Source organism: Variovorax multivorans, from assembly GCF_051216835.1.
Lineage (GTDB): Bacteria > Pseudomonadota > Gammaproteobacteria > Burkholderiales > Burkholderiaceae_C > Variovorax.
The window spans coordinates 675,537-697,956 of record NZ_JBPJZL010000002.1 but is presented as its reverse complement, the minus strand read 5'-3'; the positions used below and the strand labels follow the sequence as shown (position 1 = coordinate 697,956).

General features: G+C 66.1%; 23 protein-coding genes. 12 read left to right on the top strand and 11 right to left on the bottom strand.

Annotated features, from left to right (window positions below; all coding sequences use genetic code 11):
- Nucleotides 1-31 precede the first annotated feature (31 nt).
- Genes ACSFCA_RS06875 through ACSFCA_RS06855 form a run of 5 tightly spaced genes read right to left on the bottom strand, consistent with a single transcriptional unit; the run spans nt 32 to nt 3,960 of the window.
- Complete coding sequence (locus ACSFCA_RS06875; RefSeq protein WP_258351024.1) at nt 32-388, bottom strand: cupin domain-containing protein; 357 nt, start codon at nt 386-388, stop codon at nt 32-34.
- Nucleotides 389-408: 20 nt separating this feature from the next.
- Nucleotides 409-1,416 carry a quinone oxidoreductase family protein gene (locus ACSFCA_RS06870; protein WP_435459043.1) on the bottom strand — a complete coding sequence of 336 codons (1,008 nt, stop codon included), beginning with the start codon at nt 1,414-1,416 and terminating at the stop codon, nt 409-411.
- Between the two features lie 3 nt (nt 1,417-1,419).
- Nucleotides 1,420-2,310, bottom strand: a complete 891-nt coding sequence (locus ACSFCA_RS06865) for a beta-keto acid cleavage family enzyme (protein ID WP_435459042.1) — start codon at nt 2,308-2,310, stop codon at nt 1,420-1,422.
- On the bottom strand, nt 2,307-3,071 hold the full coding sequence (locus ACSFCA_RS06860) for an SDR family NAD(P)-dependent oxidoreductase (RefSeq protein WP_258351020.1): 765 nt from the start codon (nt 3,069-3,071) through the stop codon (nt 2,307-2,309). Before ACSFCA_RS06860 ends, ACSFCA_RS06865 begins: the two co-directional genes overlap by 4 nt.
- A gap of 22 nt (nt 3,072-3,093) precedes the next feature.
- Entirely contained in the window at nt 3,094-3,960 is an 867-nt protein-coding gene (locus ACSFCA_RS06855) for a dioxygenase family protein (RefSeq protein ID WP_435459041.1), read from the bottom strand.
- 143 nt (nt 3,961-4,103) lie between these two features.
- Here ACSFCA_RS06855 and ACSFCA_RS06850 point away from each other — a divergent pair, with 143 nt between their 5' ends.
- From ACSFCA_RS06850 to ACSFCA_RS06840, 3 genes are all read left to right on the top strand, one after another.
- Nucleotides 4,104-5,135: a LacI family DNA-binding transcriptional regulator gene (locus tag ACSFCA_RS06850; protein WP_435459040.1), complete on the top strand. Its 1,032-nt coding sequence runs from the start codon at nt 4,104-4,106 to the stop codon at nt 5,133-5,135.
- Nucleotides 5,136-5,274: 139 nt separating this feature from the next.
- Nucleotides 5,275-7,017, top strand: coding sequence for an ABC transporter permease (locus ACSFCA_RS06845; RefSeq protein WP_435459039.1), 1,743 nt, complete (start codon nt 5,275-5,277; stop codon nt 7,015-7,017).
- A gap of 2 nt (nt 7,018-7,019) precedes the next feature.
- The gene (locus ACSFCA_RS06840) at nt 7,020-8,372 is read left to right on the top strand and encodes an ABC transporter ATP-binding protein (protein ID WP_258351016.1); all 1,353 of its coding nucleotides are present in this window, start codon (nt 7,020-7,022) and stop codon (nt 8,370-8,372) included.
- A 26-nt stretch (nt 8,373-8,398) separates the two neighbouring features.
- On the opposite strand, the gene ACSFCA_RS06835 is transcribed toward ACSFCA_RS06840, so the two are convergent.
- The 4 genes from ACSFCA_RS06835 to ACSFCA_RS06820 all read right to left on the bottom strand — a co-directional run bounded on the left by ACSFCA_RS06835 (nt 8,399) and on the right by ACSFCA_RS06820 (nt 11,487).
- Entirely contained in the window at nt 8,399-8,809 is a 411-nt protein-coding gene (locus ACSFCA_RS06835) for a DUF3830 family protein (RefSeq protein ID WP_258351015.1), read from the bottom strand.
- Between the two features lie 31 nt (nt 8,810-8,840).
- Nucleotides 8,841-9,557, bottom strand: coding sequence for an amino acid ABC transporter ATP-binding protein (locus ACSFCA_RS06830; RefSeq protein WP_435459062.1), 717 nt, complete (start codon nt 9,555-9,557; stop codon nt 8,841-8,843).
- A gap of 74 nt (nt 9,558-9,631) precedes the next feature.
- The gene (locus tag ACSFCA_RS06825; RefSeq protein WP_435459038.1) at nt 9,632-10,528 is read right to left on the bottom strand and encodes a dihydrodipicolinate synthase family protein; all 897 of its coding nucleotides are present in this window, start codon (nt 10,526-10,528) and stop codon (nt 9,632-9,634) included.
- A 20-nt stretch (nt 10,529-10,548) separates the two neighbouring features.
- Complete coding sequence (locus tag ACSFCA_RS06820; RefSeq protein WP_435459037.1) at nt 10,549-11,487, bottom strand: dihydrodipicolinate synthase family protein; 939 nt, start codon at nt 11,485-11,487, stop codon at nt 10,549-10,551.
- 175 nt (nt 11,488-11,662) lie between these two features.
- Here ACSFCA_RS06820 and ACSFCA_RS06815 point away from each other — a divergent pair, with 175 nt between their 5' ends.
- From ACSFCA_RS06815 to ACSFCA_RS06775, 9 genes are all read left to right on the top strand, one after another.
- Nucleotides 11,663-12,673: a LacI family DNA-binding transcriptional regulator gene (locus ACSFCA_RS06815; protein ID WP_435459036.1), complete on the top strand. Its 1,011-nt coding sequence runs from the start codon at nt 11,663-11,665 to the stop codon at nt 12,671-12,673.
- Between the two features lie 16 nt (nt 12,674-12,689).
- A complete protein-coding gene (locus ACSFCA_RS06810; RefSeq protein ID WP_435459035.1) occupies nt 12,690-13,094 on the top strand; it encodes a tautomerase family protein in 405 nt (134 codons plus the stop codon).
- Nucleotides 13,095-13,099: 5 nt separating this feature from the next.
- Nucleotides 13,100-14,242 (top strand): acyl-CoA dehydrogenase family protein, encoded by a 1,143-nt coding sequence (locus tag ACSFCA_RS06805; RefSeq protein WP_435459034.1) that lies wholly within the window; start codon nt 13,100-13,102, stop codon nt 14,240-14,242.
- Between the two features lie 10 nt (nt 14,243-14,252).
- Entirely contained in the window at nt 14,253-15,854 is a 1,602-nt protein-coding gene (locus tag ACSFCA_RS06800; RefSeq protein WP_435459033.1) for an acyl CoA:acetate/3-ketoacid CoA transferase, read from the top strand.
- Nucleotides 15,851-16,312 (top strand): MaoC family dehydratase, encoded by a 462-nt coding sequence (locus tag ACSFCA_RS06795; RefSeq protein ID WP_435459032.1) that lies wholly within the window; start codon nt 15,851-15,853, stop codon nt 16,310-16,312. Before ACSFCA_RS06800 ends, ACSFCA_RS06795 begins: the two co-directional genes overlap by 4 nt.
- A gap of 63 nt (nt 16,313-16,375) precedes the next feature.
- A complete protein-coding gene (locus ACSFCA_RS06790) occupies nt 16,376-17,212 on the top strand; it encodes an ABC transporter substrate-binding protein (protein WP_258351007.1) in 837 nt (278 codons plus the stop codon).
- A gap of 25 nt (nt 17,213-17,237) precedes the next feature.
- The gene (locus ACSFCA_RS06785) at nt 17,238-17,918 is read left to right on the top strand and encodes an amino acid ABC transporter permease (RefSeq protein WP_435459031.1); all 681 of its coding nucleotides are present in this window, start codon (nt 17,238-17,240) and stop codon (nt 17,916-17,918) included.
- Nucleotides 17,919-17,936: 18 nt separating this feature from the next.
- Nucleotides 17,937-19,364, top strand: coding sequence for a dihydropyrimidinase (hydA, locus tag ACSFCA_RS06780; protein WP_435459030.1), 1,428 nt, complete (start codon nt 17,937-17,939; stop codon nt 19,362-19,364).
- 150 nt (nt 19,365-19,514) lie between these two features.
- Nucleotides 19,515-20,339 (top strand): MipA/OmpV family protein, encoded by an 825-nt coding sequence (locus tag ACSFCA_RS06775; RefSeq protein WP_435459029.1) that lies wholly within the window; start codon nt 19,515-19,517, stop codon nt 20,337-20,339.
- Here ACSFCA_RS06775 and ACSFCA_RS06770 read toward each other — a convergent pair.
- Together ACSFCA_RS06770 and ACSFCA_RS06765 are read right to left on the bottom strand one after the other, a co-directional pair.
- Nucleotides 20,327-21,733 carry a sensor histidine kinase gene (locus ACSFCA_RS06770; protein WP_435459028.1) on the bottom strand — a complete coding sequence of 469 codons (1,407 nt, stop codon included), beginning with the start codon at nt 21,731-21,733 and terminating at the stop codon, nt 20,327-20,329. The two genes, ACSFCA_RS06775 and ACSFCA_RS06770, sit on opposite strands and share 13 nt — an antisense overlap.
- Entirely contained in the window at nt 21,730-22,398 is a 669-nt protein-coding gene (locus ACSFCA_RS06765; RefSeq protein ID WP_093075909.1) for a response regulator transcription factor, read from the bottom strand. The genes ACSFCA_RS06770 and ACSFCA_RS06765 overlap by 4 nt, the downstream gene beginning before the upstream one ends.
- Between the last annotated feature and the right edge of the window lie 22 nt (nt 22,399-22,420).

Genomic DNA, 22,420 nt, shown 5'->3' with positions numbered 1-22,420 from the left:
GAGCGATGAATGACCGAAGGCGGCGCGAGCGCTAGGCCGGTGGCGCGTTCGGCATCACCAGCGCCACCAGCACCGGCCGGTTGCTGCGGTTTTCAAGCTGGCGTTTCTCGCCGGGCGCGAAGCGGCAGCTGTCGTACTGCTCGAGCACGTCTTCCTGGTGCGCGCCGTCGGTCTCGCCGACCACATGGAGCTGGCCTTCGAGCACGAGATAGAGCTTTTCCATCGGCGAACCGTCGAGCCCGGTGTGGCCGCCGGGCAGGATCTGGCTCATGCCCATCCACATCTGCGTGGAGGGGCCGGCCTCCTTGCCCTGCAGGCGCAGGCAGCGCATGTCGAAATGGTTGGGCGCCTCGTAGTGCGGCGCTTCGTTGAAACGGGTCACATGCATGGCGGGTGTTCCTTGTGGTTTCAGGGGCGCAGCACGACGCGGTCGGTGCTGCCCGACAGCACCAGCCGGTAGGCGTCGATGGCTTCGTCGAGCGCGAAGTGGCGCGCCACGGGAAAGGGCTTCAGCGTGCCGCGCTCGAAGCCCTCGCGCATCGCGTCGAGCTGCGCGGTGGAGGCAATGCAGTCCATCGCCAGCGAGTCGATGCCCACGAAGGTGTGCATGCCGCGGTAGAACGCAAAGATGTCGAAGGGCACTGCGCGGTCGTGCGTGGCAATGAAGATCTGCGTCGCGCCCTTGGCCATCGCCTTGTTGGCGGCCTCGAAGTAGGCGCTCCCCACGGTGTTGTAGACGATGTGCGCGCCGCGCCCGTCGGTGAGTTCGCGCACTTGCGCGCCCACGTCGGCGTGCTGGCGCGCGTCGATCACGTCGACCGGCCCGTTCGCGAATCCCTCGAAGGGCCCGGCCTGCCGCTGCACTGCGATCACCCGCGCGCCAGCCTGCGAAGCGAGCTGCACCGCCGCCTGCCCGACCTTGCCGTTGGCACCGAGCACCAGCACCGTCTGGCCCGCCTGCGGCATGCCGCTGCGGCGAAAGCCTTCATAGGCGGTGACGAAAGGCACGCCCACCGCGCCGGCCTCGTCCATCGAAATGCCCTGGGGCTTGGCGCGCAGCGCAGCTTCGGGCAGCACCATGTAGCGGGCGTGCGAGCCGTCGCGCGTAATGCCGACATCGCCGCCCGAGCCATAGACCTCGCGGCCGATCCATTCGACCGGCCCGCTCACCACGGTGCCCGCGAAGTCGCGGCCAGGAGTGCGTGGCCACACGGCCTGCGGCATGATGCCCAGCGTCGCCTTCACGTCGCTCGGGTTCACCGCGGCGGCGGCGATGCGCACCACGGCGTGGCCGGGTGGCGGCGTGGGTTCCGGCTGCGGCGCGGCCTCGAGCCGCAGCGTGTCGAGGTTCGCGGCCTTCTCACTCACACGCAATGCGCGGGAGCTGTGGGCAGGGTGCATGGCTGCGATGCTCATCGTTCAGCTCCTTGCATCCGGCAAGCCCAGCATGTCGCGCGCCTCGCGCGGGTTGGCGACTTCGCCGCCCAGGCTCAGCAGGATGTCGCGCGCCTTCGCCACCAGCTGCGCATTGCTCTCGGCCAGCACGCTCTTCTCGAGGTAGATGTTGTCCTCCATGCCCACGCGCACATGGCCGCCCAGCAGCCAGGACTGCGCGACGATCGGAAACTCCATGCGACCGATGCCGAAGGCGCTCCAGAACGCGCCGCGCGGCAGCATGTTGCGTGCGTACAGCAGCGTCTCGGGCGTGGGCGCAAAGCCGTACTTCACGCCGAGCACGAAGGTCCACATGGCGGGGCCGTCGAGCGTGCCGTCGGCGATGAGGTCGAGCGCGAGGTTGATGTCGCCCGAATCGAAAATCTCCAGCTCGGGCTTGACGCCCGCCTCGCGGATCACCTTCGCCATGCGGCGCACGTTCTTCGGCGTATTCATCACCACGTCGGGCCCGGAGTTCATGGTGTTGAGGTCGAGCGAGCACACGTCGGGCTTGATCAGCGCGATGTGCTCTACGCGCTTTTCCGGAGGCAGCAGCGTTGTGCCTGGCGCGGCGATCTTCGGGTCGTCCTCGCTCGGAATGAAGCGCCCGCCGGGGCCGGTCGTCAGGTTGATGATGATTTCGCGGTTCTCGCGGCGGATGCGATCGACCACCTCGCGGTAGAGCTCGACTTCCATCGATGGCTTGCCGGTCTCCGGGTGGCGCACGTGGATGTGCACCTGCGCCGCGCCGGCCTCTGCCGCGGCCAGGCATTCGTCGGCGATCTGCACCGGCGTGATCGGCAGGTGCGGCGTCTGCTCGGGCTTCACGAGGTTGCCCGTGACGGCGCAGGTGATGAGGGTCTTGCCGGTGCTCACAGGTGGCGCCCTCCATCGACCACGATGCGCGTGCCGGTGACGAAGCGCATGGTCGTTGCAAGCGCTTCGACCGTCGCGGCCACGTCGTCGGGCTTGCCGATACGCCCGAGCGGCGTGGTGCTGGCCATCTTGTTCGCGAACTCTGCGCCACGGCCGGGCACGAAACCCGACTCGACCGCGCCCGGCGACACCGACACCACGCGCACCGCCGGTGCCAGTGCCTTGGCCAGCGCGTCGCCGACCACGTCCAGCCCGGCCTTGGCCGCGACATACGCGAGGTTGCTGCCCACGCCGGTGAAGCCCGCGATGGACGAGATGTTGACTACCAGCCCGTCGCCGCTGGCCTTGAGCATCGGTGCAAAGGCGCGGATGGTCGCGAACACGCCGCGGAAGTTGGCGCGCACGATGTCGTCGATGAGCTCGTCGGTCAGCGCGTCGAGGTCGCCAGCCGGCACGGGCTGCGTGTGGCCCGCGCTGTTGACCAGGATGTCGCAGCGGCCATGCGTGGCCTTCACCTCTGCGGCAGCGGCCTGCAGGCTCGGCGTGTCGACGATGTCTGCGCGGATGGCGCCGTGGCGCTGTCCTTGCGCGGAGGGCAGGGCGGCAGCACGCGCGGCCGCATCGTCGCCCTTGCGGTGCAGCAGCAAGCAGGTAGCGCCGAGCGCTGCGAGGCGGGTGGCCGTCGCGTAGCCGATGGCGCCGAGGCCACCGGTGATGACGGCGACCTTGCCGTCGAGTCTGGAAACAGGATCGAAGCTCATGGGATGAAGAGGAGTTGTGGAGTCAGGGAATCGGTGGACGGGGGAACTTCATTTCGCCCGGCTCAAGCTGGAAGTCGTACTGCAGCGAGGCGGTCTTGCCATCGGGCGCCAACGCGAAGCGGCCGATCAGCCGGCGCGTCACGCCGAAGGTCGGGTCGCTCTCCAGGTTCTCGTCGTCATCGGCGAACACCTGCGTGATCAGCACCTTGTGGCCCGGCTTGCTCACCATGAAGTGCAGGTGCGCGGGCCGGTTCGGATGGCGCTGCTGCGCGCGCAGCAGCACGCCGCAGGGCCCATCGGTAGGCACCGGGTAGCCGGCCGGCCGCACGCTGCGGAAGTGAAAGCGTCCCTGCGCATCGGTGCTGAAGCGGCCGCGCAGGTTCATGTCTTCCTGTTCGGGGTCCTGGTTCTCGTAGAGGCCGATGGGCGAGGCCTGCCACACGTCGACCGTGGCGTCGGCCACGGGCTGGCCCTTGGCGTCGCGCACCGTGCCCGTCACCGCGAGCGGAATGCCCGGCGTGCCTGAGCGCGCGATGTTGTCGTCCGGCGCGCAGGCCGGCGAGTTCGCGCGCCAGAACGGCCCAAGCAGCGCGGCCGGCGATTCGCCGTGCGGATCCTGGTTGTTCTGCAGCGCCACCACGGTGGACACGCCGAGGATGTCGGCCGCCAGCACCACTTCGTTCTTGGTCTCGCCAGTGGCCTGGCCGATGGCGACGATGAATTCGAGCGCTTGCTCGAACTCTTCCTCGGTCAGCTTCACCTCCTGGACGAAGGCATGCAGGTGGCGAGTGAGCGCATCCATCACGGTGCGCAGCCGTGGGTCGGGCGTTCGCTTCATGGCGTCGAGCGCGAAGCCCAACACCGAGTCGGGGGAGGTGGCGATGTTCATGGTGGGTCTCATAGATTTCGTGCAATCGTTTGCACGATATTACGCCAGATAGTCGAAAAGTAAAATGACCACATTCCGCAGGTCATGAATAGGAAAAGCCGCTCTCAAGGCCTGACACGCACGACAATCGTTTGCACCAATCCATGAGCACCAGCCCGACTTCCTCCCCCGTGACCATTCGCGACGTCGCTCGTGCCGCCGGCGTGCATGTGTCGACCGTGTCGCGCGCGCTTAGCCCCGAGAAGCGTTCGTTGATCAGCGACGAAGTGCTGCGCGTGGTGGAAGCTGCGGCGCAGCGCCTGGGCTACCGGCCCAACCGCGCAGCCTCAGCTTTGCGCACGGGCCGCACCCACACCATCGGCGTGCTGGTGCCCGACATCACGAACGCGGTGTTCCCGCCGATCCTCCAAGGCATCGAGGCCAGCGCGGCGGCGCGCGGCTACTTCGTCTTCGTCACCAACGTGGTCGACCCCGCGCTGGCGCGGCCGGTGCTCGAACGCATGCTGGCGCAGCGCGTCGACGGCGTGATCCTGGCCACCGCCACGCGCGACGACCCGCTGGTCGACTTCGTCGTCAAGGCCGGCATGACCACGGTGCTGGTCAACCGCGCCGACGAAACCGGCCGCCTGCCGGCCGTGGTCAGCGACGACCGGCTCGCGATGAAGCTCGCGGTCGACCACCTCGTCAGCTTGGGCCACAAGCGCATCGCGCATCTCGCGGGGCCGCAGAACATTCCCACCGGCGTGGGCCGCTCGCTGGGCGTGGAGCAGGCCTTGCGCGACCACCGCATGAAGCCGTTCCGCGTGGTCGAGTGCGCGAGCTACAGCCGCGAGGCGGGCGCGGCCGCAATGAAGCAGATGCTCGCGGCCGGCGCCGCACCGCAGGCGGTGGTCTGCTGCAACGACCTCGTCGCGCTGGGCGCCTACGACGCGCTGCGCGAGGCGGGACTGCGCGTGCCGCAGGACATCTCGGTCACCGGCCACAACGACATGCCGCTGGTGGACATGGTCGATCCGCCGCTCACCACCATCCGCCTGCCGCACCGCGAACTTGGCTGGCGCTCGGCCGAGATGCTGTTCGCGGAGATCGACGGGGCCGCAATGTCGGCGTCGACCGTAGTGCTTCGGCCTGAGCTGGTGGTGCGCAAGTCGACGCGCGCGCCGGCCGCGCGCTGATCAGGGAGTCGATTCCAGGAATTTGCGCCCTTTTTGCGCGCTGCGGGATAGGCTTCCCGCTCATGACCCGATTCCCGTTTGGTCGCCCAGGCACGAGAATGGCCGGTAACACTTTCACTGACAAGAGTTACCGCCCTGCATGAAAAGCACCGCCCCGCAGCTCACCGTCACTGAAGAACGCCGTGCATTCGGCTGGGTCGATGCCCTGGTCATGCTGGCCTTGCTGGGTTTGTTCTGGAGCGCATTGCACTTCGGCAAGGGCATGCTGGTGCATTTCGATCCTGCCGCGGTGCCGCAGGTCGACAACTCGCCGAGCCTGATTCCGTACTACGCGGGCCGCACGCTGATGCGCATGTGGATCGCCTTCGGCTTCTCGCTGTTCTTCGCCATTTCCGTGGGCTACCTCGCGGCAAAGAACCGGACTGCGCGCGCCTTCATCCTGCCGGCGCTCGACGTGCTGCAGTCGGTGCCGGTGCTGGGGTTCCTGTCGGCAACGGTGACGGGGTTCATGGCGCTGTTTCCCGGCAGCCTGCTCGGCGTCGAGTGCGCGGCGATCTTCGCCATCTTCACCGGGCAGGTGTGGAACATGGCCTTCGGTTTCTATCACTCGATGGTCACCGTTCCCACCGACATGCAGGAGGCCGCGTCGACCTACGGCCTGACCCGCTGGCAGCGCTTCAGGACGGTCGAGCTGCCGGCATCGGCGCACAGCCTGATCTGGAATTCGATGATGTCCTTCGGCGGCGGCTGGTTCTTCGTCGCGCAGAGCGAAGCCATCAGCGTGATGAACAAGGACATCAAGCTGCCGGGCCTGGGCTCGTACATGGTGCAGGCGATCTCGAACGGCGACAAAACGGCCGCGCTGTGGGCGGTGGTGGCCATGATCGTGTTGATCCTGGCCAGCGACCAGCTGGTCTGGCGCCCTTTGCTGGCGTGGGCGGACAAGTTCAAGATCGAGCTGACGGGGTCGACGACCCCGGCAACCTCGTGGGTCTACAACCTGCTGCGCGGCGCCTACCTGTTCACGTGGATCAGCGAACGCCTCTGGCGCCCGTTGCTCGACAAGGCGTTCCAGGCGCGGGCTCCGATGGCGCGGATGCCGGTGAGGCTCAAGGCGTCGTGGAAGAAGCTGCTCTGGCGGGTGGTGGGCATTGTGCTTTCCATCTGGATCGGCATCGAGCTTCTCAGGGCCGTGGCGGCGGCCACTGCCGCGCTGCACGGTGCGCTGTCTTTGGCCGACTTTGGCCACATCGTCTGGCTTGGTTTTCTTACGGCCCTGCGCGTCGCCGCCATGACGGTCCTGGCCACGCTGATCTGGACGCCGGTCGGCGTGTGGATCGGGTTCCAGCCGCGCGTTGCGCGATTCGCCCAGCCGCTGGCGCAGATCGGTGCTTCGTTTCCCGTGAACATGACGTTCCCGATCGTCGTCGGCTTCTTCGTGGCCAGCCACATCAGCCTCAACTGGGGCAGCATCCTGCTCATTGCCATGGGCACGCAGTGGTACATCCTGTTCAACGTGATCGCCGGCGCCATGGCGATTCCGAACGATTTGAAGGAAGCCGGGCGCGTCTACGGCCTGCGCCGCTGGAGCCTGTGGCGCACCCTGATCCTGCCGGCGATCTTCCCGTTCTGGGTGACGGGCGCCTGCACGGCCGCCGGCGGCGCATGGAACGCCAGCATCGTGGCCGAACTCGCGACATGGGGCGGCACGAGCCTGCAGGCGGATGGCCTTGGCGCGTACATCGCCAACGTCACCAAGACGGGCGATACGCCATTGATCATCGCGAGCATCGGCGTGATGTCGATCTTCGTCGTGCTGATGAACAAGCTCATCTGGCGCCGGCTGTATGCCTTTGCCGAGCGCCGATTCAGATTGGACTGAACATGAACACTCCCACGCCCTTATTAAAGGAGCCGCCCGTGCCGGTGGCCGAGCTCCGTGCCGTCACCAAGACGTTCATGACAGCGGGAAACCATGAGCTCAAGGTGCTCGACAACATCGACCTGGCTGTCAGCGAAGGCGAGTTCCTTGCGCTGCTGGGGCAGTCGGGCTCGGGCAAGTCGACCATCCTGCGTTGCCTCACGGGCCTGATCGTGCCGACCTCGGGCCGGGCGCTGGCCAACGGCAAGCCGCTCAACGGCGTGAATCCCGATGCCTCGGTGGTCTTCCAGACTTTCGCGCTCTACCCGTGGCTCACCGTCGAGCAGAACGTGGCGGTGGGCCTGATGGCCAGAAAGATCGGCCGCGCCGAGCGCGACGCAGCCGTCGATCGGGCGATCGAGCTCATCGGCCTGGGCAACTACCACTCGGCCTTTCCGCGCGAGCTGTCGGGCGGCATGAGGCAGCGGGTGGGCATTGCGCGTGCGCTGGTTTCACAGCCCAAGCTGCTGTGCCTGGACGAGGCTTTCAGTGCGCTGGACGTGCTGACGGCGGAGAACCTCCGGCAGGAGCTGATCAGCCTGTGGCGCGACCCGGGCGGCGACCTCAGCTCGGTCTTCATGGTCACGCACAACATCGAAGAGGCTGTGGAGATGGCCACGCGCATCGTGGTCGTGTTTCCGCGCCCGGGGCGCATCGGCCTCGTGCTGGAGAACAAGCTGCCCTATCCGCGCGACAGCAAGGACCCCGAGTTCCAGCGGCTGGTCAGCGTGATCCACGAGTGCATCACCACGATGACGCTGCCCGACCTGCCGCCGGAGACGCCCGTGAAGGGAGAGCCCATCTCACGTGCGCGCACCCGCATGGAATCGATCCCGCTGGTGCCCGTGGGGCAGATCCTGGGGCTGATGAGCATCCTCAGCGACTCGCCGGACCTGTCCAACATCTACGACATTTCCGACGAGATCGGAAAGGAGTTCGGCGAGACGATCGCCATCCTCAAGGCGGCTGAAATCCTCGAGTTGATCGATACGCCGAGGCAAGAGGTGCGCTTCACCGAGCTCGGCCGGAAGTTCGTCGCTGCCGACCGGCTCGGAAAGCGCGCGATCTTCGAGGAACAGGTTTTCAAGCTGCGGCTGTTCCACATCATCATCGCGCTGCTCAAGGAATACGAAGAGGTCGAGGCCGAGCGCGTCATCAAGGACATCGGCAGCGCCTTGCCGTACGACAACCCGGAGAAGATCTTCGAGACGATGATCGCCTGGGGCCGCTACGCGGGCCTGATGGACTACAACGCCAAGACCGGCATGGTGTTCGTGCCGGAAGACGGGGATGCGGTCGAAGACGCGCACATCTGACGACCTCCGCCGCAACCCGAATCAGATCAGAGCAGCTCGAACGCGATGTCCTGCGCGCCTTCCCACAGCACCTTCTTGCCGAGCGCGCGCAACTGCTCCTTGCCTTCCACGATCGTCAGGAAGTGGTTGCCCGCCAGCGGCCCCATCTTGCTGGCGAAGCTGCAGCTGCCGTAGGCCAGGATGATCTCGGTCTCGCTGTAGCCGCCGGGGTAGAACAGGATGTCGCCGACCGAAGGATGGCTGGTGTGGTTCTCGAAGCCGACGCCCAGTTCGAAGTCGCCCAGCGGAATCCAGCAGCCCTCGCCGCTCCAGCGCACGTGGATGATCTTCTGCCTGTAGGGCAGCAGCCTGGTGAACGCCTCCACGGTCTTGGGTGCTTCGGGGTTCGTTTCCGCGATGAAGCGCATGCCCGCCGCTTCGATGCCAATTCTTGCCATGAGTGATTGATTGAAAGTAAGAGAGGTTGGGTCAGTGCAGCAGCTGGCTCAGGAAGAGCCGGGTGCGTTCGTGTTTCGGGTTGCTGAAGAACTCCTTCGGCTCGGCCTGCTCGACGATGGCGCCCTGGTCCATGAAGATCACGCGGTTGGCAACCTGGCGCGCGAAGTTCATCTCGTGCGTGACCGACAGCATGGTCATGCCATCGTCGGCGAGCGAGACCATGGTGTCCAGCACCTCCTTGACCATCTCGGGGTCGAGCGCCGAGGTCGGTTCGTCGAACAGCATGACCTTGGGGCCCATGCACAGCGCGCGCGCAATGGCCACGCGCTGCTGCTGGCCGCCTGAAAGCTGCGACGGATATTTGTTGGCCTGCTCCGGAATGCGCACGCGTTCCAGGTACGACATGGCCACTTCCTTCGCCTGCTTGGGCGTGTACTTCTTGCTCCACACCGGCGCGAGCGTGCAGTTCTCGAGGATGGTGAGATGCGGGAACAGGTTGAAGTGCTGGAACACCATGCCGACGTCGCGCCGCACCGCGTCGATGCGACGCATGTCGGCGGTGAGTTCGGTGCGGTTCACCACGATCTGCCCCTGCTGATGCTCTTCGAGCCGGTTGATGCAGCGCAGCAGCGTCGACTTGCCCGAGCCCGAAGGCCCGCAGATCACGATGCGTTCACCGCGCTGCACTTCGAGGTCGATATCGCGCAGCACCTGGAAGTCGCCGTACCACTTCTGCACACCGACCATGCGGATGACGAGTTCGGCCCGGCTGTCGGTGCTCGACGCGGGCGTGTCCGGTTGCACAGCGCTCATGGGGTTCCTCAGGCGGTAGTGGTGGTTTGAATCTTCAGGCCGAGTTCGTCGACCAGACGCTTCGCCGCGGCGATGCCTTCGGCGCCCAGAGGCAGGCGCGGCGGGCGCGGCGCACCGACCGGCAGGCCCATGGCCGCGAGCAGGGCCTTGGTGCCCGCCACGTACGACTGGCCGGCGACGAAGTCGATCATCGGAAAGTGCCTGAACGCCAGCGTGCGCGCCTCGGCCAATTGGCCGGCCATGACGAGGTCATACAGGCGCGCCATTTCGCGCGGAGCGCCGTTCGATGGCACTGCGGCCCAGCCCACAGCGCCTTCGACGTACGACTCGAAGCCCATGATGCCGCCGAACACCGCCATGCGGCCGTCCGACAGCCGCATGATGTCGCGCACGCGGGTCACCTCGAGCGTCGATTCCTTGATGTAGCGGCAGTTGTCGATCTGCGAGAGCCGCGCCACCAGCGGCGGCTTCAGGTCGACGTTGGCAACGGCCGGGTTGTTGTAGACCATGATCGGAATGCCGATGGCGTCCGAGATGGTCTTGTAGTGCAGGAACAGCTCGTCGTCGGTGGGGGTGCTGTAGAAGGGCGGCAGCACCATCACGCCGTCGGCGCCCTGCGTTTCGGCGCGGCGGCTCAGGCGCACGGCGGCGCGCGTGTCTTCGGCGGTGGTGCCGATCAGCACCGGCACGCGGCCGGCGGCGCGGTCGATCACCGTCTTGGCGACAAGCTCGATCTCGTCGTCGGACATCGACATGAATTCGCCCGTCGAGCCGAGCGGGATCAGGCCGTGAATGCCGGACTCGATCTGCCAGTCGACATAGCGCTCGAGCGTGGGCACGTCGACCGCGCCGTCGGCGTCGAAGGGCGTGACCATGATGGTGTAGGTGCCGCGGAAATCAGCCATGGGACAGGTTGTTCAGTAGGTCAATGGGTGGAGGAAGGCAGCAGGCCCGAGGCCACGAGTGCCGCGCGAATGCGCGCCGTGTCGTCGGCCGGCACGGGCAGCAGCGGCGGGCGCGGGTCCGGATGGGGCAGCCGACCGAGTAGATGCAGCGCAGTCTTCATGCGGTTGTGGGCGTCGAGATAAGGCGCGCGATAGAAGGCCCGGCACAGCGGCACCAGCCGATCGTTGACCGCGCGCGCGGCCGCCAGGTCGCCGCGTGCGACGGCTTCGTGCAGCGCCACAAGCAGCGGGGCGGCCACGCTGCCCAGGCCCGACAGGATGCCGTCGGCGCCATAGGTCAGCGAGGCGAACAACCAACTGTTGCTGCTGCTCAGCAGCGTGACCGGGCGCGGCAGCGCGCGCAGGGCGCGGAGGTTGTCCTCGTAGAGCTCGGGAATGTCGCTGCCTTCTTTCACGGCCACGATGGCCGGCACGTCCGCGCAGAGCTGCGCCAGCGTTTCGGTCGAGAAAGCGAGGCCCGAGGCGCGCGACAGCTGGAACAGCACGATGGGCAGGCTGCTCGCACCGGCCACTTCGTTCACGAAGCGGTGGGCCATGTCGGGTCGTGCGCCCGCGCCTTGCGCGAACACCGCGGGCGGAAACAGCAGCAGGGCCGAGGCTCCGGCCTGCGATGCGTCCTGTGCCAGCGCGCAGGCGTAGCGAGTGTCGTCGGCCACCACGCCAGCCACCACGGGCACGCTGCCGGCCGCAGCCACCGCAACGCTCACCACCTGGGCGCGCTCCGCGCGATCGAGCGAAGTCGCCTCGCCCGCATGCCCGTTGACCACCACCGCGCGCACGCCAGGCGTGCCGGCCACGTCGCGCACATGGGCGGCCAGCGCGTCGTCGTCGACGCGGCCGTCCGGGGTGAAGGGGGTGAGCGTGGCGGGCCAGATGCCGCCGACTCCGGAAATGTGCATGGCCATCCTGGGTTGGGTCGCTGAAGCCGGCAGTATGCAAGAAAATTGGAAACGATTGCAATAATCCCGACCAGACCGCATGGCTTGCAGTTTTCTTCTTGACTGCGGGCCTTATGAAAACCTACGATAAAAATATGCAAACGTTTACAAGAAACTGCTCTCACGAGGCCAGGCCATGGCGGTAACGCTGCGCGACGTGGCCCGTGCCGCCGACGTTTCCATTGCCACGGCTTCCCGTGCGCTGGCCGGCTCCAGCCTCACCAACCACGCGACGCAGCGGCACGTGATCCAGGTCGCCGCCGCCCTCGGCTACCGCACCAACACCTTCGCCCGGGCGCTGAAAACCAAGCGCTCGCGGCTCATCGGCCTCACCGTGCACAACCTGGAGAACGCCTCGTTCCAGGTGCTCGCCTCGGTGGTGCAGACGCGCATGCAGGCGCTCGGCTACCAGGTCATCCTGAGCATCAGTGCCGACGACCCCGAGCAGGAGCGCGACATCTTCAAGACCCTGGTCGACCACAGCGTCGACGGCCTGATCGCCGTGCCCAACGGGGCCAACGGCGCCCAGCTGCTGGCCATGGAGCACGCCGACATCCCGGTGATCTGCGCGGTGCGCCGCGTCGAGGGCGCCACGCTCGAATCGGTGCTCGCGGGCGACCTCGACGGCGCCTACGCCGGCACCAAGCACCTGCTGGACCTCGGGCACCGCCGCATCGGCCTGATCGTGGGCATGAGCGACACCACCTCCGGCAAGGAACGTCTCGCGGGCTACAAGCGGGCCATGCAGGAAGCGGGCCTGCCCATCGATCCGGCGCTGATCCAGGCCGGCCGCTATGCGCCCGAAACCGGCGTGGTGGCTGCCAACGCGCTGCTGTCGATGTCCACGCCGCCTTCGGCCCTGTTCGTGGCCAACCACGAGTCATCGCTCGGCGTGCTGCGCGTGGTGTCGGAGCGCGGGCTGCTGATTCCCGACGACCTCTCGCTGCTGTTCTACGAAGACTCGCCGTGGTTCGAGTGGCAGCGCCCCGCCATCAGCGTGGTGGACAGCGGCGCCTTTGAGATGGCCAACCTCGCGGTCGACCGGCTGGTGCAGCGCCTCTCGGGCGTGGCCAACAGCGGCCGTGAATACCGCGTCGGCTCGCGGCTGATCCAGCGCGCCTCCTGCCGCGCCGTCGCGCCGAACTGAAACAACTTCTCCCCACATGCCCTATCTCGAAATCCTGGCGCCCAGCGCCCCCGAAACCCGCAAGCGCACCGCCAGCCGCGCGCTGACCGATGGCGTCGTCACGTCGTTCGGCGTCGAGCCCTCGACCGTGACGCTGTACTTCATGCCCGTTGCGCCCCACGACTACGCCCACGAGGGCCAGCTGGGCCACGACGGCGGGGGAGAGGGCACGCGTGTGTTCGTCAAGGTGCACGCCTATCGCCGCACGCCGGCCCAGCGCCGAGCGCTGGCCACCGCCATCACGCCCGCGCTGGCGACCTGCTTCGCCACCGGCAGCCACAACGTGGCCGTCTATTTCCTCGACCGCGAACAGGACGAAGTCGCGCACGACGGCCATCTGGCCAGCGACGAAGCCGAGCAGCAACCCGATCACACCGCCTGAAGACCATGACCCATTTCCTCACCGAAGACCAGATCTCGCTGCGCGACACCGCGCGTCGTTTCGCCGAAGGCGAAGTGCTGCCGCGCGCCGCGGCCATCGACCGCGAAGACAAGTTCGATCGCGTGCTGTACCGCGGCATGGCAGAGCTCGGGCTGTTCGGCGTGAGCCTGCCCGAGGCGGCTGGCGGCTCGGGCTTCGACACCGTCAGCACCTGCCTCGTGATGGAAGAGCTGGCGCGCTGCTCGGGCGCCATCGGCAATGCCTTCGCGATTCCCGTCGAGGCGGCGCTGTTCCTGCATCACCACGGCAACGAGAGCCAGAAGGCGCTGATCCCCGGCATCCTCGACGGCTCCGTCGTCATGGCCACCGCAATGTCGGAGCCCGACTTCGGTTCCGACGTGGCCAGCATCACCACCACCGCGCGCGCCGTGGACGACGGCTGGGTGCTCAACGGCACCAAGGCCTGGGTCACGCTCGGCGGCGTGGCCGATCGCATCATGGTGTTCGCGCGCACCGGCAAGGAGGCCGGCCACAAGTCGATCAGCTGCTTCATGGTCGATGCGCACCAGGCCGGCGTGAGCCGCGGCAAGAACGAAGAGCTGCTCGGCATGCACGGCCTGGAAGACTGCCAGATCGTGCTGCAGGACGTGCACGTGCCCAGGACGGCGCTCATTGGCGCCGAGAACCAGGCTTTCAAGACGGCCATGGGCAACTTCAACTTCAGCCGCCTGCTGATGTCGTCCATGGCGCTCGGCATGGCGCAGGCCGCGATGGAAGACGCCGTGGCCTACGCCACCACGCGCAAGCAGTTCGGCGAGCCGATCATGAACTTCCAGGCCATCCAGTTCATGGTGGCCGACATGGCGACTGACATTGCCGCGGCGCGCCTGCTGATCCATCACGGCGCGCGGCTGCAGGACGCCGGCCACTCCATCGCCAAGGAAGGCGCGCAGGCCAAGCTCTTCACCACCGACATGGCGATGCGCCACGTGTCGAACGCACTGCAGATTCACGGTGGCAACGGCTACTCGCGCGACTATCGCATCGAGCGCATCTTCCGCGACGTGCGCCTGGCGCAGATCTACGAAGGCACCAACCAGATCCAGCGCCTGATCATCTCGCGCCAGGTCGTGAAAGAACTGGCTTGAGGGCGCAGCCATGATCGACTGCATCACCCCCGACGCCGCGGCCGCGCTGCTGCGCGATGGCGACATGGTGCTGGCCGGCGGCAACGGCGGCTCGGGCGTGCCCGAAGCCGTGTTCGAAGCCATCGAACGGCGCTTCACGGCCGGCGACGGCCCGCACGACCTCACGCTGTTCCACGTCACCGGCGTGGGCGCGCTCACCGAAAAGGGCATGTGCCACTTCGCGCACCCGGGCCTGGTGCGCCGCGTGATCGGTGGCAACTTCGGCATGCAGCTGCCGTTCATGAAGATGATCCTCGCGCAGGACGTGGAGGCCTACAACTTCCCGCAGGGCGTGATGACGCACCTGTGCCGCGCCATGGCGGGCCGCCAGCCCGGCGTGCTCACGCACGTGGGCCTCGAAACCTACATGGACCCGCGCCAGGACGGCGGCCGCATGAACGCGCGCACCACCGAGGAACTGGTCGAGCTCGTGCACGTGGCCGATCGCGACTGGCTGTTCTACCGCGCGCCCGGCGTGCCGAACGTGGCGCTGATCCGCGGCACCTCGGCCGACGAAGACGGCTACGTGAGCATGGAGCACGAAGCCACCGCGCGCGAAGATCTCTCGATGGCGCAGGCCGTGCATAACGCTGGCGGCATCGTCATCTGCCAGGTCAAGCGCATCGTCAAGCGCGGCACGCTGCATCCGCACATGGTGAAGATCCCGGGCTTTCTCATCGATCACTTCGTGGTCGAGCCCGAGCAGATGCAGACCTACACCACGCGCTACGACCCGGCGCGCTGCGGCGAGATCGTGGTGCCCGCTTCGAGCATCGCGCCTGACCCGCTCGACGTGCGCCGCGTGGTGGCAAGGCGCGCGGCCTTCGAGCTGCGCCCGCGCGACGTGGTGAACCTCGGCGTGGGCATCTCCGCGATGATTCCCAACGTGGCCTCGGAAGAGGGCATTGCCGACCTCATCACGCTCACGGTCGAGTCGGGCGTGGTCGGCGGCGTGCCCGGTCATGCGCGCGAGTTCGGCACTTCGGTCAACCCGCGCGCGATCCTCGACCAGTCGTACCAGTTCGACTTCTACGACGGTGGTGGTTTGAGTTGCGCGTTTCTTTCGTTCGCGCAGGTCGACCCGCAAGGCAACGTCAACGTTACGCGCTTCGGCAAGCGCTATGACGGTGCGGGCGGCTTCATCAACATCACGCAGAACACGCAGCGCCTGGTGTTCAACGGCTCGCTTACCGGCGGCGACTTCGACATCGGCGTGGCCGACGGCGAACTCAAGATTCGTCGCGACGGTGCGTTCAAGAAGTTCGTGCCGGCGGTCGACCAGATCAGCTTCTCGGGCCGGCTCGCACGCGAGCGAGGCCAGCAAGTGAGCTTCGTCACTGATCGTGCCGTGTTCGAACTCGAAGCAGACGGGCTCGTGCTCACGGAGATCGCACCAGGCGTGCGGCTGAAGGAAGACGTGCTCGAAAAGATCGGCTTCGAGGTGCGCGTCAGCGAGCAGTTGCGCACCATGGACGCACGCATCTTCCGCAACGGCCCCATGGGCGTGCACGACGAGTTCATTGCGAAGGCACCGCGCCACGCAGGCAACGCGGCGCAAGGAACGCGGGCATGAGTGACGTGTATTTCGAAGACGTGGTGATTGGCGCAGAACTGCGCAGCGAAAGCCACGTCGTGAGTGCAGAAGACATCGGCCGCTTCTGCGATCTCACGCACGACCACCATCCGCTGCACACCGATGCCGACTACGCGCAGTCGCGCGGCTTTCCGGGCGTCATTGCGCATGGGCTGTTCGGTCTTTCGCTGATGGAGGGACTGAAGACCGCATTGAAGATCTACGAGAACAGCTCCATCGCTTCGCTCGGTTGGGATCAGGTCCGGTTCTTGCGACCTGTTGTTGCAGGCGATGCGGTGCACGTGGTGTTCCGCTTCACTGACAAACGTCTTTCGTCGCGCGGTGGCCGCGGCGTGGTGACCGAGAGCTTGCAGCTCATCAACCAGCGCGCGGAGCCCGTGATCGAAGCCGTGCACGTGGCGCTGGTTGCATGTCGACAAGCGACCCAGGCGGCCTGACTTCGATTGCCCGAGTTCTTCTCTTTCTTTCCTCCCTGTCTTCAACGAAAGCATCTCATGCACATGATCAAACTATCCCTGGGTTTCATCGTCGGCCTCGTGCTGAGCGGCTCGGCCCTTGCCCAGACCTGTACGCCCAAGGTCTCCGCCGAACACCTGACAGCGCCCGGCAAGCTCCAGATGTCCACCAACCCCACGCTGCCGCCGCAGCAGTTCGTCGACAGCAAGGGCGAGTTGCAGGGGCTGAACATCGAGCTTGGCCGCGCCGTTGCAAAGCAGCTGTGCCTCGAACCCGTCTTCGTGCGCATGGACATGCCGCCGATGGTGCCCGCGCTGCAGGCCGGCCGCTTCGACGTGATCAACACCGGCCTGTTCTGGACCGAAGAGCGCTCCAAGCTCATGTTCCAGGTGCCGTACGGCCAGCAGTCGATGAGCATCTACACCGTGCCCAACAGCAAGCTGGCGCTGACCAAGTTCGAAGACCTCTCGGGGCATGTCGTCGGCATCGAGACCGGCACCTACGCCGAGCGCAAGTCGCGTGAATCGAATGCGGCCATGGTCGCCAAGGGCATGGCACCGATCGACTTCCGCACCTTTGCAACGGCTTCCGAAACCACGGCCGCGCTGCGCGCCGGCCAGCTCGAAGCGGGCATCAACATCGACGAGACGGCCATTGCCTTTGAAGAGCGCGGCATCGTCAAGATCCGCGCGAGCGGTCTCTACGGCACCGACATCACGCTGTCGTTCCGCGACCGCGCGGTTGCCGAGGCCGTTGCGCAGGCCCTGACCGACCTGAAGGCAGACGGCACCTACGACAAGCTGTTCGACAAGTTCCGCATGACGCGCCTGAAGGACACCACCAAGTTCGCGATCCGCGGCCCCGGCCCGGCGCCGAAGTAAGCGAGTCGAGCAAGAGGGCCCGGCCGTGTTCAATTTCGATGCCTTCCTGTCCTACTTCGTCAACCCGTTCCTCCTGGGGGGCGTGGGCATCACGATCGGACTGACCATCGCGACCATCGTGATCGGCCTTGCCCTGGCGCTGCCGCTGGCGCTGGGCAGCATGTCTTCGCATCGATTTCTGTCGGCGCCGGCGCGCTTCTACATCTGGGTGTTTCGCGGTACGCCGCTGCTGGTGCAGATCGTCATCATCTACACCGGGCTGCCGCAGCTGGGCCTTCGCTTCGACGTGCTGACTTCCGCGGTGCTGGCGCTGAGCCTGAACGAAGCGGCGTACCTGTCGGAGACCATTCGCGGCGGGTTCTCCGCCATCGCGAAGGGGCAGATCGAAGCGGCCAAGGCGTTGAGCCTTTCGCGCTTCGCGACCTTGCGGCTGGTGACGCTGCCGCAAGTTTTGCGCGTGATCATTCCGCCGCTGGGCAACTCGGTGAACGGGCTGCTCAAGGCAACCTCGCTGGCGTCGGTGATCTCGATGGAAGAACTGATGCGCCGCGCCCAGGTGCTCATGCAGGAAAAATTCGAAGTGCTCGAACTCTATTGCGTTGCGGCCTGCTTCTACCTGGTGCTGACCACGCTCTGGGATCGCGTGCAGGTGCGGCTGGAGCGCCACTATGGCAGGGGCTACGCGACGGCGCGTGGCGCGGCCTGAACCGGATTCATCTGAACCATGTCCACTTCAACCTCTGACTTCGACCTTGTCGTGCGCAATGCGCGCGTTGTCACGGCTTCCGACACCTTCGATTGCGACATCGGCATCAGCGATGGGCGCATCGTGCAGCTCGGGGCGAAGCTTGGTGCTGCCGCGCGCGAGATTGACGCTGCCGGCCGCACCGTAACGCCGGGCGGTGTGGACGCCCACTGCCATCTCGACCAGCCGATGCCACCGCCCACGCGTAATGCAGACGACTTCGACACCGGCACGCGTTCGGCCGCCTGCGGAGGCACCACCACTGTGATTCCGTTCGCCGCGCAGCAGAAGGGCCAGTCGCTGCGCGCCGCGGTCGAGGACTACCGCGCACGCGCTGCCGGCAAGGCGCACGTCGACTACGCCTTCCACCTGATCGTGAGCGACCCGACGCCCACGGTGCTGAAGGAAGAGCTGCCGGCACTGATCAAGGAAGGCTTCACGTCCTTCAAGATCTACATGACCTACGACGACATGAAGCTCGACGACGGCCAGATCCTCGATGTGCTGGCGGTTGCGCGCGAACACGGCGCAATGGCGATGCTGCATGCAGAGAACTCCGACTGCATCGAGTGGCTGACCAGGCGGCTCGAGGCCGCAGGCCGCATCGCGCCGCGCTTCCATGCGCATGCGCGGCCCATGCTGGTGGAGCGCGAGGCGACGCACCGCGCCATCGCGCTGGCTGAACTGGTCGACGTGCCGATCCTGATCGTGCACGTGTCGGGCCGCGAGGCCGTCGAGCAGATTCGCTGGGCGCGTGCACACGGTCTTAACGTGTTCGCCGAGACCTGCCCGCAGTACCTGTTCCTCACCGCCGAAGACCTGGGCATCGACGACAGCTACAAGGGCGCGAAGTGCGTGTGCAGCCCGCCACCGCGTGACAAGGCCAACCAGCAGGTGATCTGGGACGGACTCAACGACGGGCTCTTCACCGTGTTCTCGTCGGACCATGCACCGTTCAAATACGACGCACCGGAAGGCAAGAAGCCCGATGGCGAAGAGGTCGCGTTCCGCCACATTCCCAACGGCATTCCGGGCATCGAGACACGCATGCCGCTGCTGTGGTCCGAAGGCGTGCTCTCGGGCCGGATGACGGCCAACCGTTTTGTCGAACTCACGGCCACAGGCCCGGCCAAGGCCTACGGCCTGCATCCGCGCAAGGGAACAATCGCGGTGGGTTCCGATGCAGACATCGTGATCTGGGACGAATGCGACTTCGTGTTGAAGAACGAGCAGCTTCACCACGAGGTCGACTACACGCCGTATGAAGGCATGCGGCTCAAAGCTTGGCCGGGTGTGACGCTGAGCCGCGGCGAGGTGGTGTGGGACGGCAGCAGCTTTCATTCGCACCGGGGGCGCGGCGAACTGCTGGCCTGCGGTGTGCCGACGTTGATGCCCAGGCGTCGTTGATGGAAAGCCGGAGACCGTCTTTCGATGGCATCGAGAACCGGTTAATCAAATCTTAAAAGCGCTAAAAACTTATTAAAGCCATCCCTTCAGCATCCGCTCCAGAAGGCGACGACATGGTGTCTGTTGCCGACCATTCGTACTGGAGCCTCCATGCTGAACCACCTGAAGTCAAACTGTCTTTCGAGCCGAGAAAAGAGCAGCCGCGCGCGCATACCTTTCAGAACCATCGCCGCGGGCATCGCCTCTGCGGCATGCGTTTCGTCGGCGTGGGCGCAAGTTGCACAAGACCAGCTCTCCGAAGGGGGCGCGCAATGGGGCATTGGCATTGCTGCAGGCATGGAGCGCAAGCCCTACCGCGACTTCGACAACAAGGGCCTGGCCATCCCCATGCTCACCTACGAGAACAAGTGGGTCAGCGTTGCGTTCCCTGGTGCCGATTTGAAGCTGACGTCCGTGGGGCCCGTCTCTTTGCGGTTGCGTGCGCGCTACGCGGGCGATGGCTATGAGGCCGACGATTCGCCCTATTTCGGCGGCATGGAAAAGCGCAAGGGCAGCCTGTGGCTGGGCGGGGCAGCCATCTGGCGCAACGACATTGCCAACCTGTCGGCCGAACTGCTGGCCGACGGGTCGGGCAACAGCAAGGGAACGCGGTTCAAGGTGCAGATCGACCGGCGCTTTTCTTCGGGTGCCTTCGGCTTCACGCCGCGCCTGGCCGCGCATTGGGTCGACCGCAAGTACGTCGACTACTACTACGGCGTGACGGCGGCCGAGGCCCGATCCGACCGGCCCGAATATGCCGGCAAGGCTACCGCCAACATCGAAGTGGGCCTGCGCGTGGACTACGCCGTGGCGCCGAAGCAGACAGTTTTCCTGGACGTGAGCGCGACCAGCTTCGGCAGCGGCATCAAGAACAGCCCTTTGGTCAATCGGTCGAACCAGACCGGCGTGCGCCTCGGGTACGTCTACAGGTTCTGAGAAGAGGTCGACGGGGGCGGCGCTGCCGCCGCCGGGAACATCACCCGGATGGCAAAGCCGCGCCCCTCCAGTCCATCCCCGGTTTCAATGGTCGCATGATGCAGCTGGGCGATTCCAGCCACCAGCGACAGGCCGATGCCGCTTCCACGTGTGGAGGTGCCGGCGGCCCTGTGGAAGCGCTCGAAGATCGCCTTTCGTTCCGACAGCGGCACCCCGGGCCCATCGTCCGCTACTTCGAGGTAGACCTTGTGGTGTGTTTCTTCCCGTCCGGCCGGCAGCTCATGGCCGCAACTGATCCGGACGCGCCCGCCTTTCGGCGTGTAGCGCAACGCGTTGTCGATCAGGTTGCGCAGCAGGATGCCCATCTCGTCGATGTTGCAGTGGATGGTGCACTTGTGAATATCGAGCAGGATCGAGCGCTCCTGCTGCAGGGCATGGGTATCGAAATCGCGGGTCACGTGCAGGACGAGATCGCTCAGGTCTGCCCGCATGTGCTGCGGAGCATTGGCACTCGCATTCAGTCGTGCCAGGTCGAGCAACTGCTCGGACAACCGCGAGCTGCTCTGTGCGACCCGAAGCAGCTTGGTCAGTGCCACGTCCTTGTCGGCGGCGGTGTTCGCGCGCAGCGCGATCTGGGCCTGCGCCTGCAGTGCAGCCAGGGGCGTGCGCAGCTCGTGGGCGGCATCGCCGATGAAGCGACGCTCGCCTTCGATCGATTCGGAAAGCTGCTCCAGCAGACGATTGAACGACGCGACCAGCGGATGCAGCTCGCGCGGCAGCGTGGCCGAGGACAGCGGCGTGAGGTCGAACCTGCGCCGGCTTCGCATGGCAGCTTCCAGCGCTACCACTGGCTTGAGCGAGCTGCGTACCACCAGCCACATCAGCGCGCCCACGATCAGCAGCAGGATGGTGCTGAGTACCAGCCCGGTCAGGGCCTGGTGCTGCATTTCGGCGTCCACCACGCTGTGGAGGTTGCCGACCTGTACATAGATCCGGCCTTTGGAATCCGAGACCGAATAGACACGCCATCGTCTTCCCTCGATCACCGTGGTGGTGATGCCATCCTCGAAGCCTGGCCGCAGCGGCGATTCGGGAGCTCCGGGCGTACGCACGGACAACCGCTTGCGATCGATCCAGACTTGGAAGACGAGTTGCTCGCTCTCTGCCAGCGCGGGGTCCCGCAGTTGCAGCCCTGGCCCCGTCACAACCATGTCCTTGTCGGCCGGAATTGTCAGCAGGATGCGAGTGGCAATGACCTTGAGCTTGTCGTCCCAGATGCTGGCTTTGTTGTGCGCGAGATACGCGAAAAGCACCGCGAACGCCACGATCCAGCCCAGGACGATGGTCGCCCCGAGCATCAGGATCATCCGTGCGTACAGCGACTTGGTCTTCACGGCGGAGGCTGGCCGACGACGTAGCCGTGTCCATGGACGGTGCGGATCAGGTCGTCGCCAAGCTTGCGGCGCAACTGGTGGATGAACACGGCAATGGTGTTGCTCTCGACGACGCTGGCCGTTCCGTAGACCACATCCTGCAGTTGATCGCGCGTGACGACGTGGCCGGGACGTTCCAGCAAGGCGAGCAGGGTGCGGTACTCGTGCGCGCTCAACGGCACATCGACGCCGGCCTTGGTGACCACGCGGCGACTGCGGTCGACCGTGACGTCGCCACGGGAAAAAACGGGTATCACGCGACCCTGGCTGCGGCGGATGACCGAACGCACGCGTGCCCACAGTTCGTCGAACTGGAAGGGCTTGACGAGGTAGTCGTCGGCGCCCGCGTCGAGGCCGTGGATGCGCTCGCTCAACTGATCGCGCGCCGTGAGAATCAGGACCGGTGTCGGGTCGTAGCGGCTTCGCATCGACCGCAGCACCGTCAGGCCCGACTCTCCGCCTGGCAGGCCCAGGTCCAGCAGCACGGCTGCATAGGCATGGTCGATCAGGGCGATCCGGGCGGCTGATGCATTGCCGACACGGTCGATGGACCAGCCGCTCTGGCGCGCGCCATCGCACACGGCTTCACCCAGCATGTCGTCGTCTTCTACGAGGAGCAGGTGCATGAGAGCGGAATTTCTTGTGGCC

Coding starts and splice junctions, on each gene's coding strand:
- ACSFCA_RS06875 (WP_258351024.1), bottom strand. CDS start 388: ATGCATGTGACCCGTTTCAACGAAGCGCCGCACTACGAGGCGCCCAAC.
- ACSFCA_RS06870 (WP_435459043.1), bottom strand. CDS start 1,416: ATGAGCATCGCAGCCATGCACCCTGCCCACAGCTCCCGCGCATTGCGT.
- ACSFCA_RS06860 (WP_258351020.1), bottom strand. CDS start 3,071: ATGAGCTTCGATCCTGTTTCCAGACTCGACGGCAAGGTCGCCGTCATC.
- ACSFCA_RS06855 (WP_435459041.1), bottom strand. CDS start 3,960: ATGAACATCGCCACCTCCCCCGACTCGGTGTTGGGCTTCGCGCTCGAC.
- ACSFCA_RS06850 (WP_435459040.1), top strand. CDS start 4,104: ATGAGCACCAGCCCGACTTCCTCCCCCGTGACCATTCGCGACGTCGCT.
- ACSFCA_RS06845 (WP_435459039.1), top strand. CDS start 5,275: ATGAAAAGCACCGCCCCGCAGCTCACCGTCACTGAAGAACGCCGTGCA.
- ACSFCA_RS06840 (WP_258351016.1), top strand. CDS start 7,020: ATGAACACTCCCACGCCCTTATTAAAGGAGCCGCCCGTGCCGGTGGCC.
- ACSFCA_RS06835 (WP_258351015.1), bottom strand. CDS start 8,809: ATGGCAAGAATTGGCATCGAAGCGGCGGGCATGCGCTTCATCGCGGAA.
- ACSFCA_RS06830 (WP_435459062.1), bottom strand. CDS start 9,557: ATGGTCGGTGTGCAGAAGTGGTACGGCGACTTCCAGGTGCTGCGCGAT.
- ACSFCA_RS06825 (WP_435459038.1), bottom strand. CDS start 10,528: ATGGCTGATTTCCGCGGCACCTACACCATCATGGTCACGCCCTTCGAC.
- ACSFCA_RS06820 (WP_435459037.1), bottom strand. CDS start 11,487: ATGCACATTTCCGGAGTCGGCGGCATCTGGCCCGCCACGCTCACCCCC.
- ACSFCA_RS06815 (WP_435459036.1), top strand. CDS start 11,663: ATGGCGGTAACGCTGCGCGACGTGGCCCGTGCCGCCGACGTTTCCATT.
- ACSFCA_RS06810 (WP_435459035.1), top strand. CDS start 12,690: ATGCCCTATCTCGAAATCCTGGCGCCCAGCGCCCCCGAAACCCGCAAG.
- ACSFCA_RS06805 (WP_435459034.1), top strand. CDS start 13,100: ATGACCCATTTCCTCACCGAAGACCAGATCTCGCTGCGCGACACCGCG.
- ACSFCA_RS06800 (WP_435459033.1), top strand. CDS start 14,253: ATGATCGACTGCATCACCCCCGACGCCGCGGCCGCGCTGCTGCGCGAT.
- ACSFCA_RS06795 (WP_435459032.1), top strand. CDS start 15,851: ATGAGTGACGTGTATTTCGAAGACGTGGTGATTGGCGCAGAACTGCGC.
- ACSFCA_RS06790 (WP_258351007.1), top strand. CDS start 16,376: ATGATCAAACTATCCCTGGGTTTCATCGTCGGCCTCGTGCTGAGCGGC.
- hydA (WP_435459030.1), top strand. CDS start 17,937: ATGTCCACTTCAACCTCTGACTTCGACCTTGTCGTGCGCAATGCGCGC.
- ACSFCA_RS06775 (WP_435459029.1), top strand. CDS start 19,515: ATGCTGAACCACCTGAAGTCAAACTGTCTTTCGAGCCGAGAAAAGAGC.
- ACSFCA_RS06765 (WP_093075909.1), bottom strand. CDS start 22,398: ATGCACCTGCTCCTCGTAGAAGACGACGACATGCTGGGTGAAGCCGTG.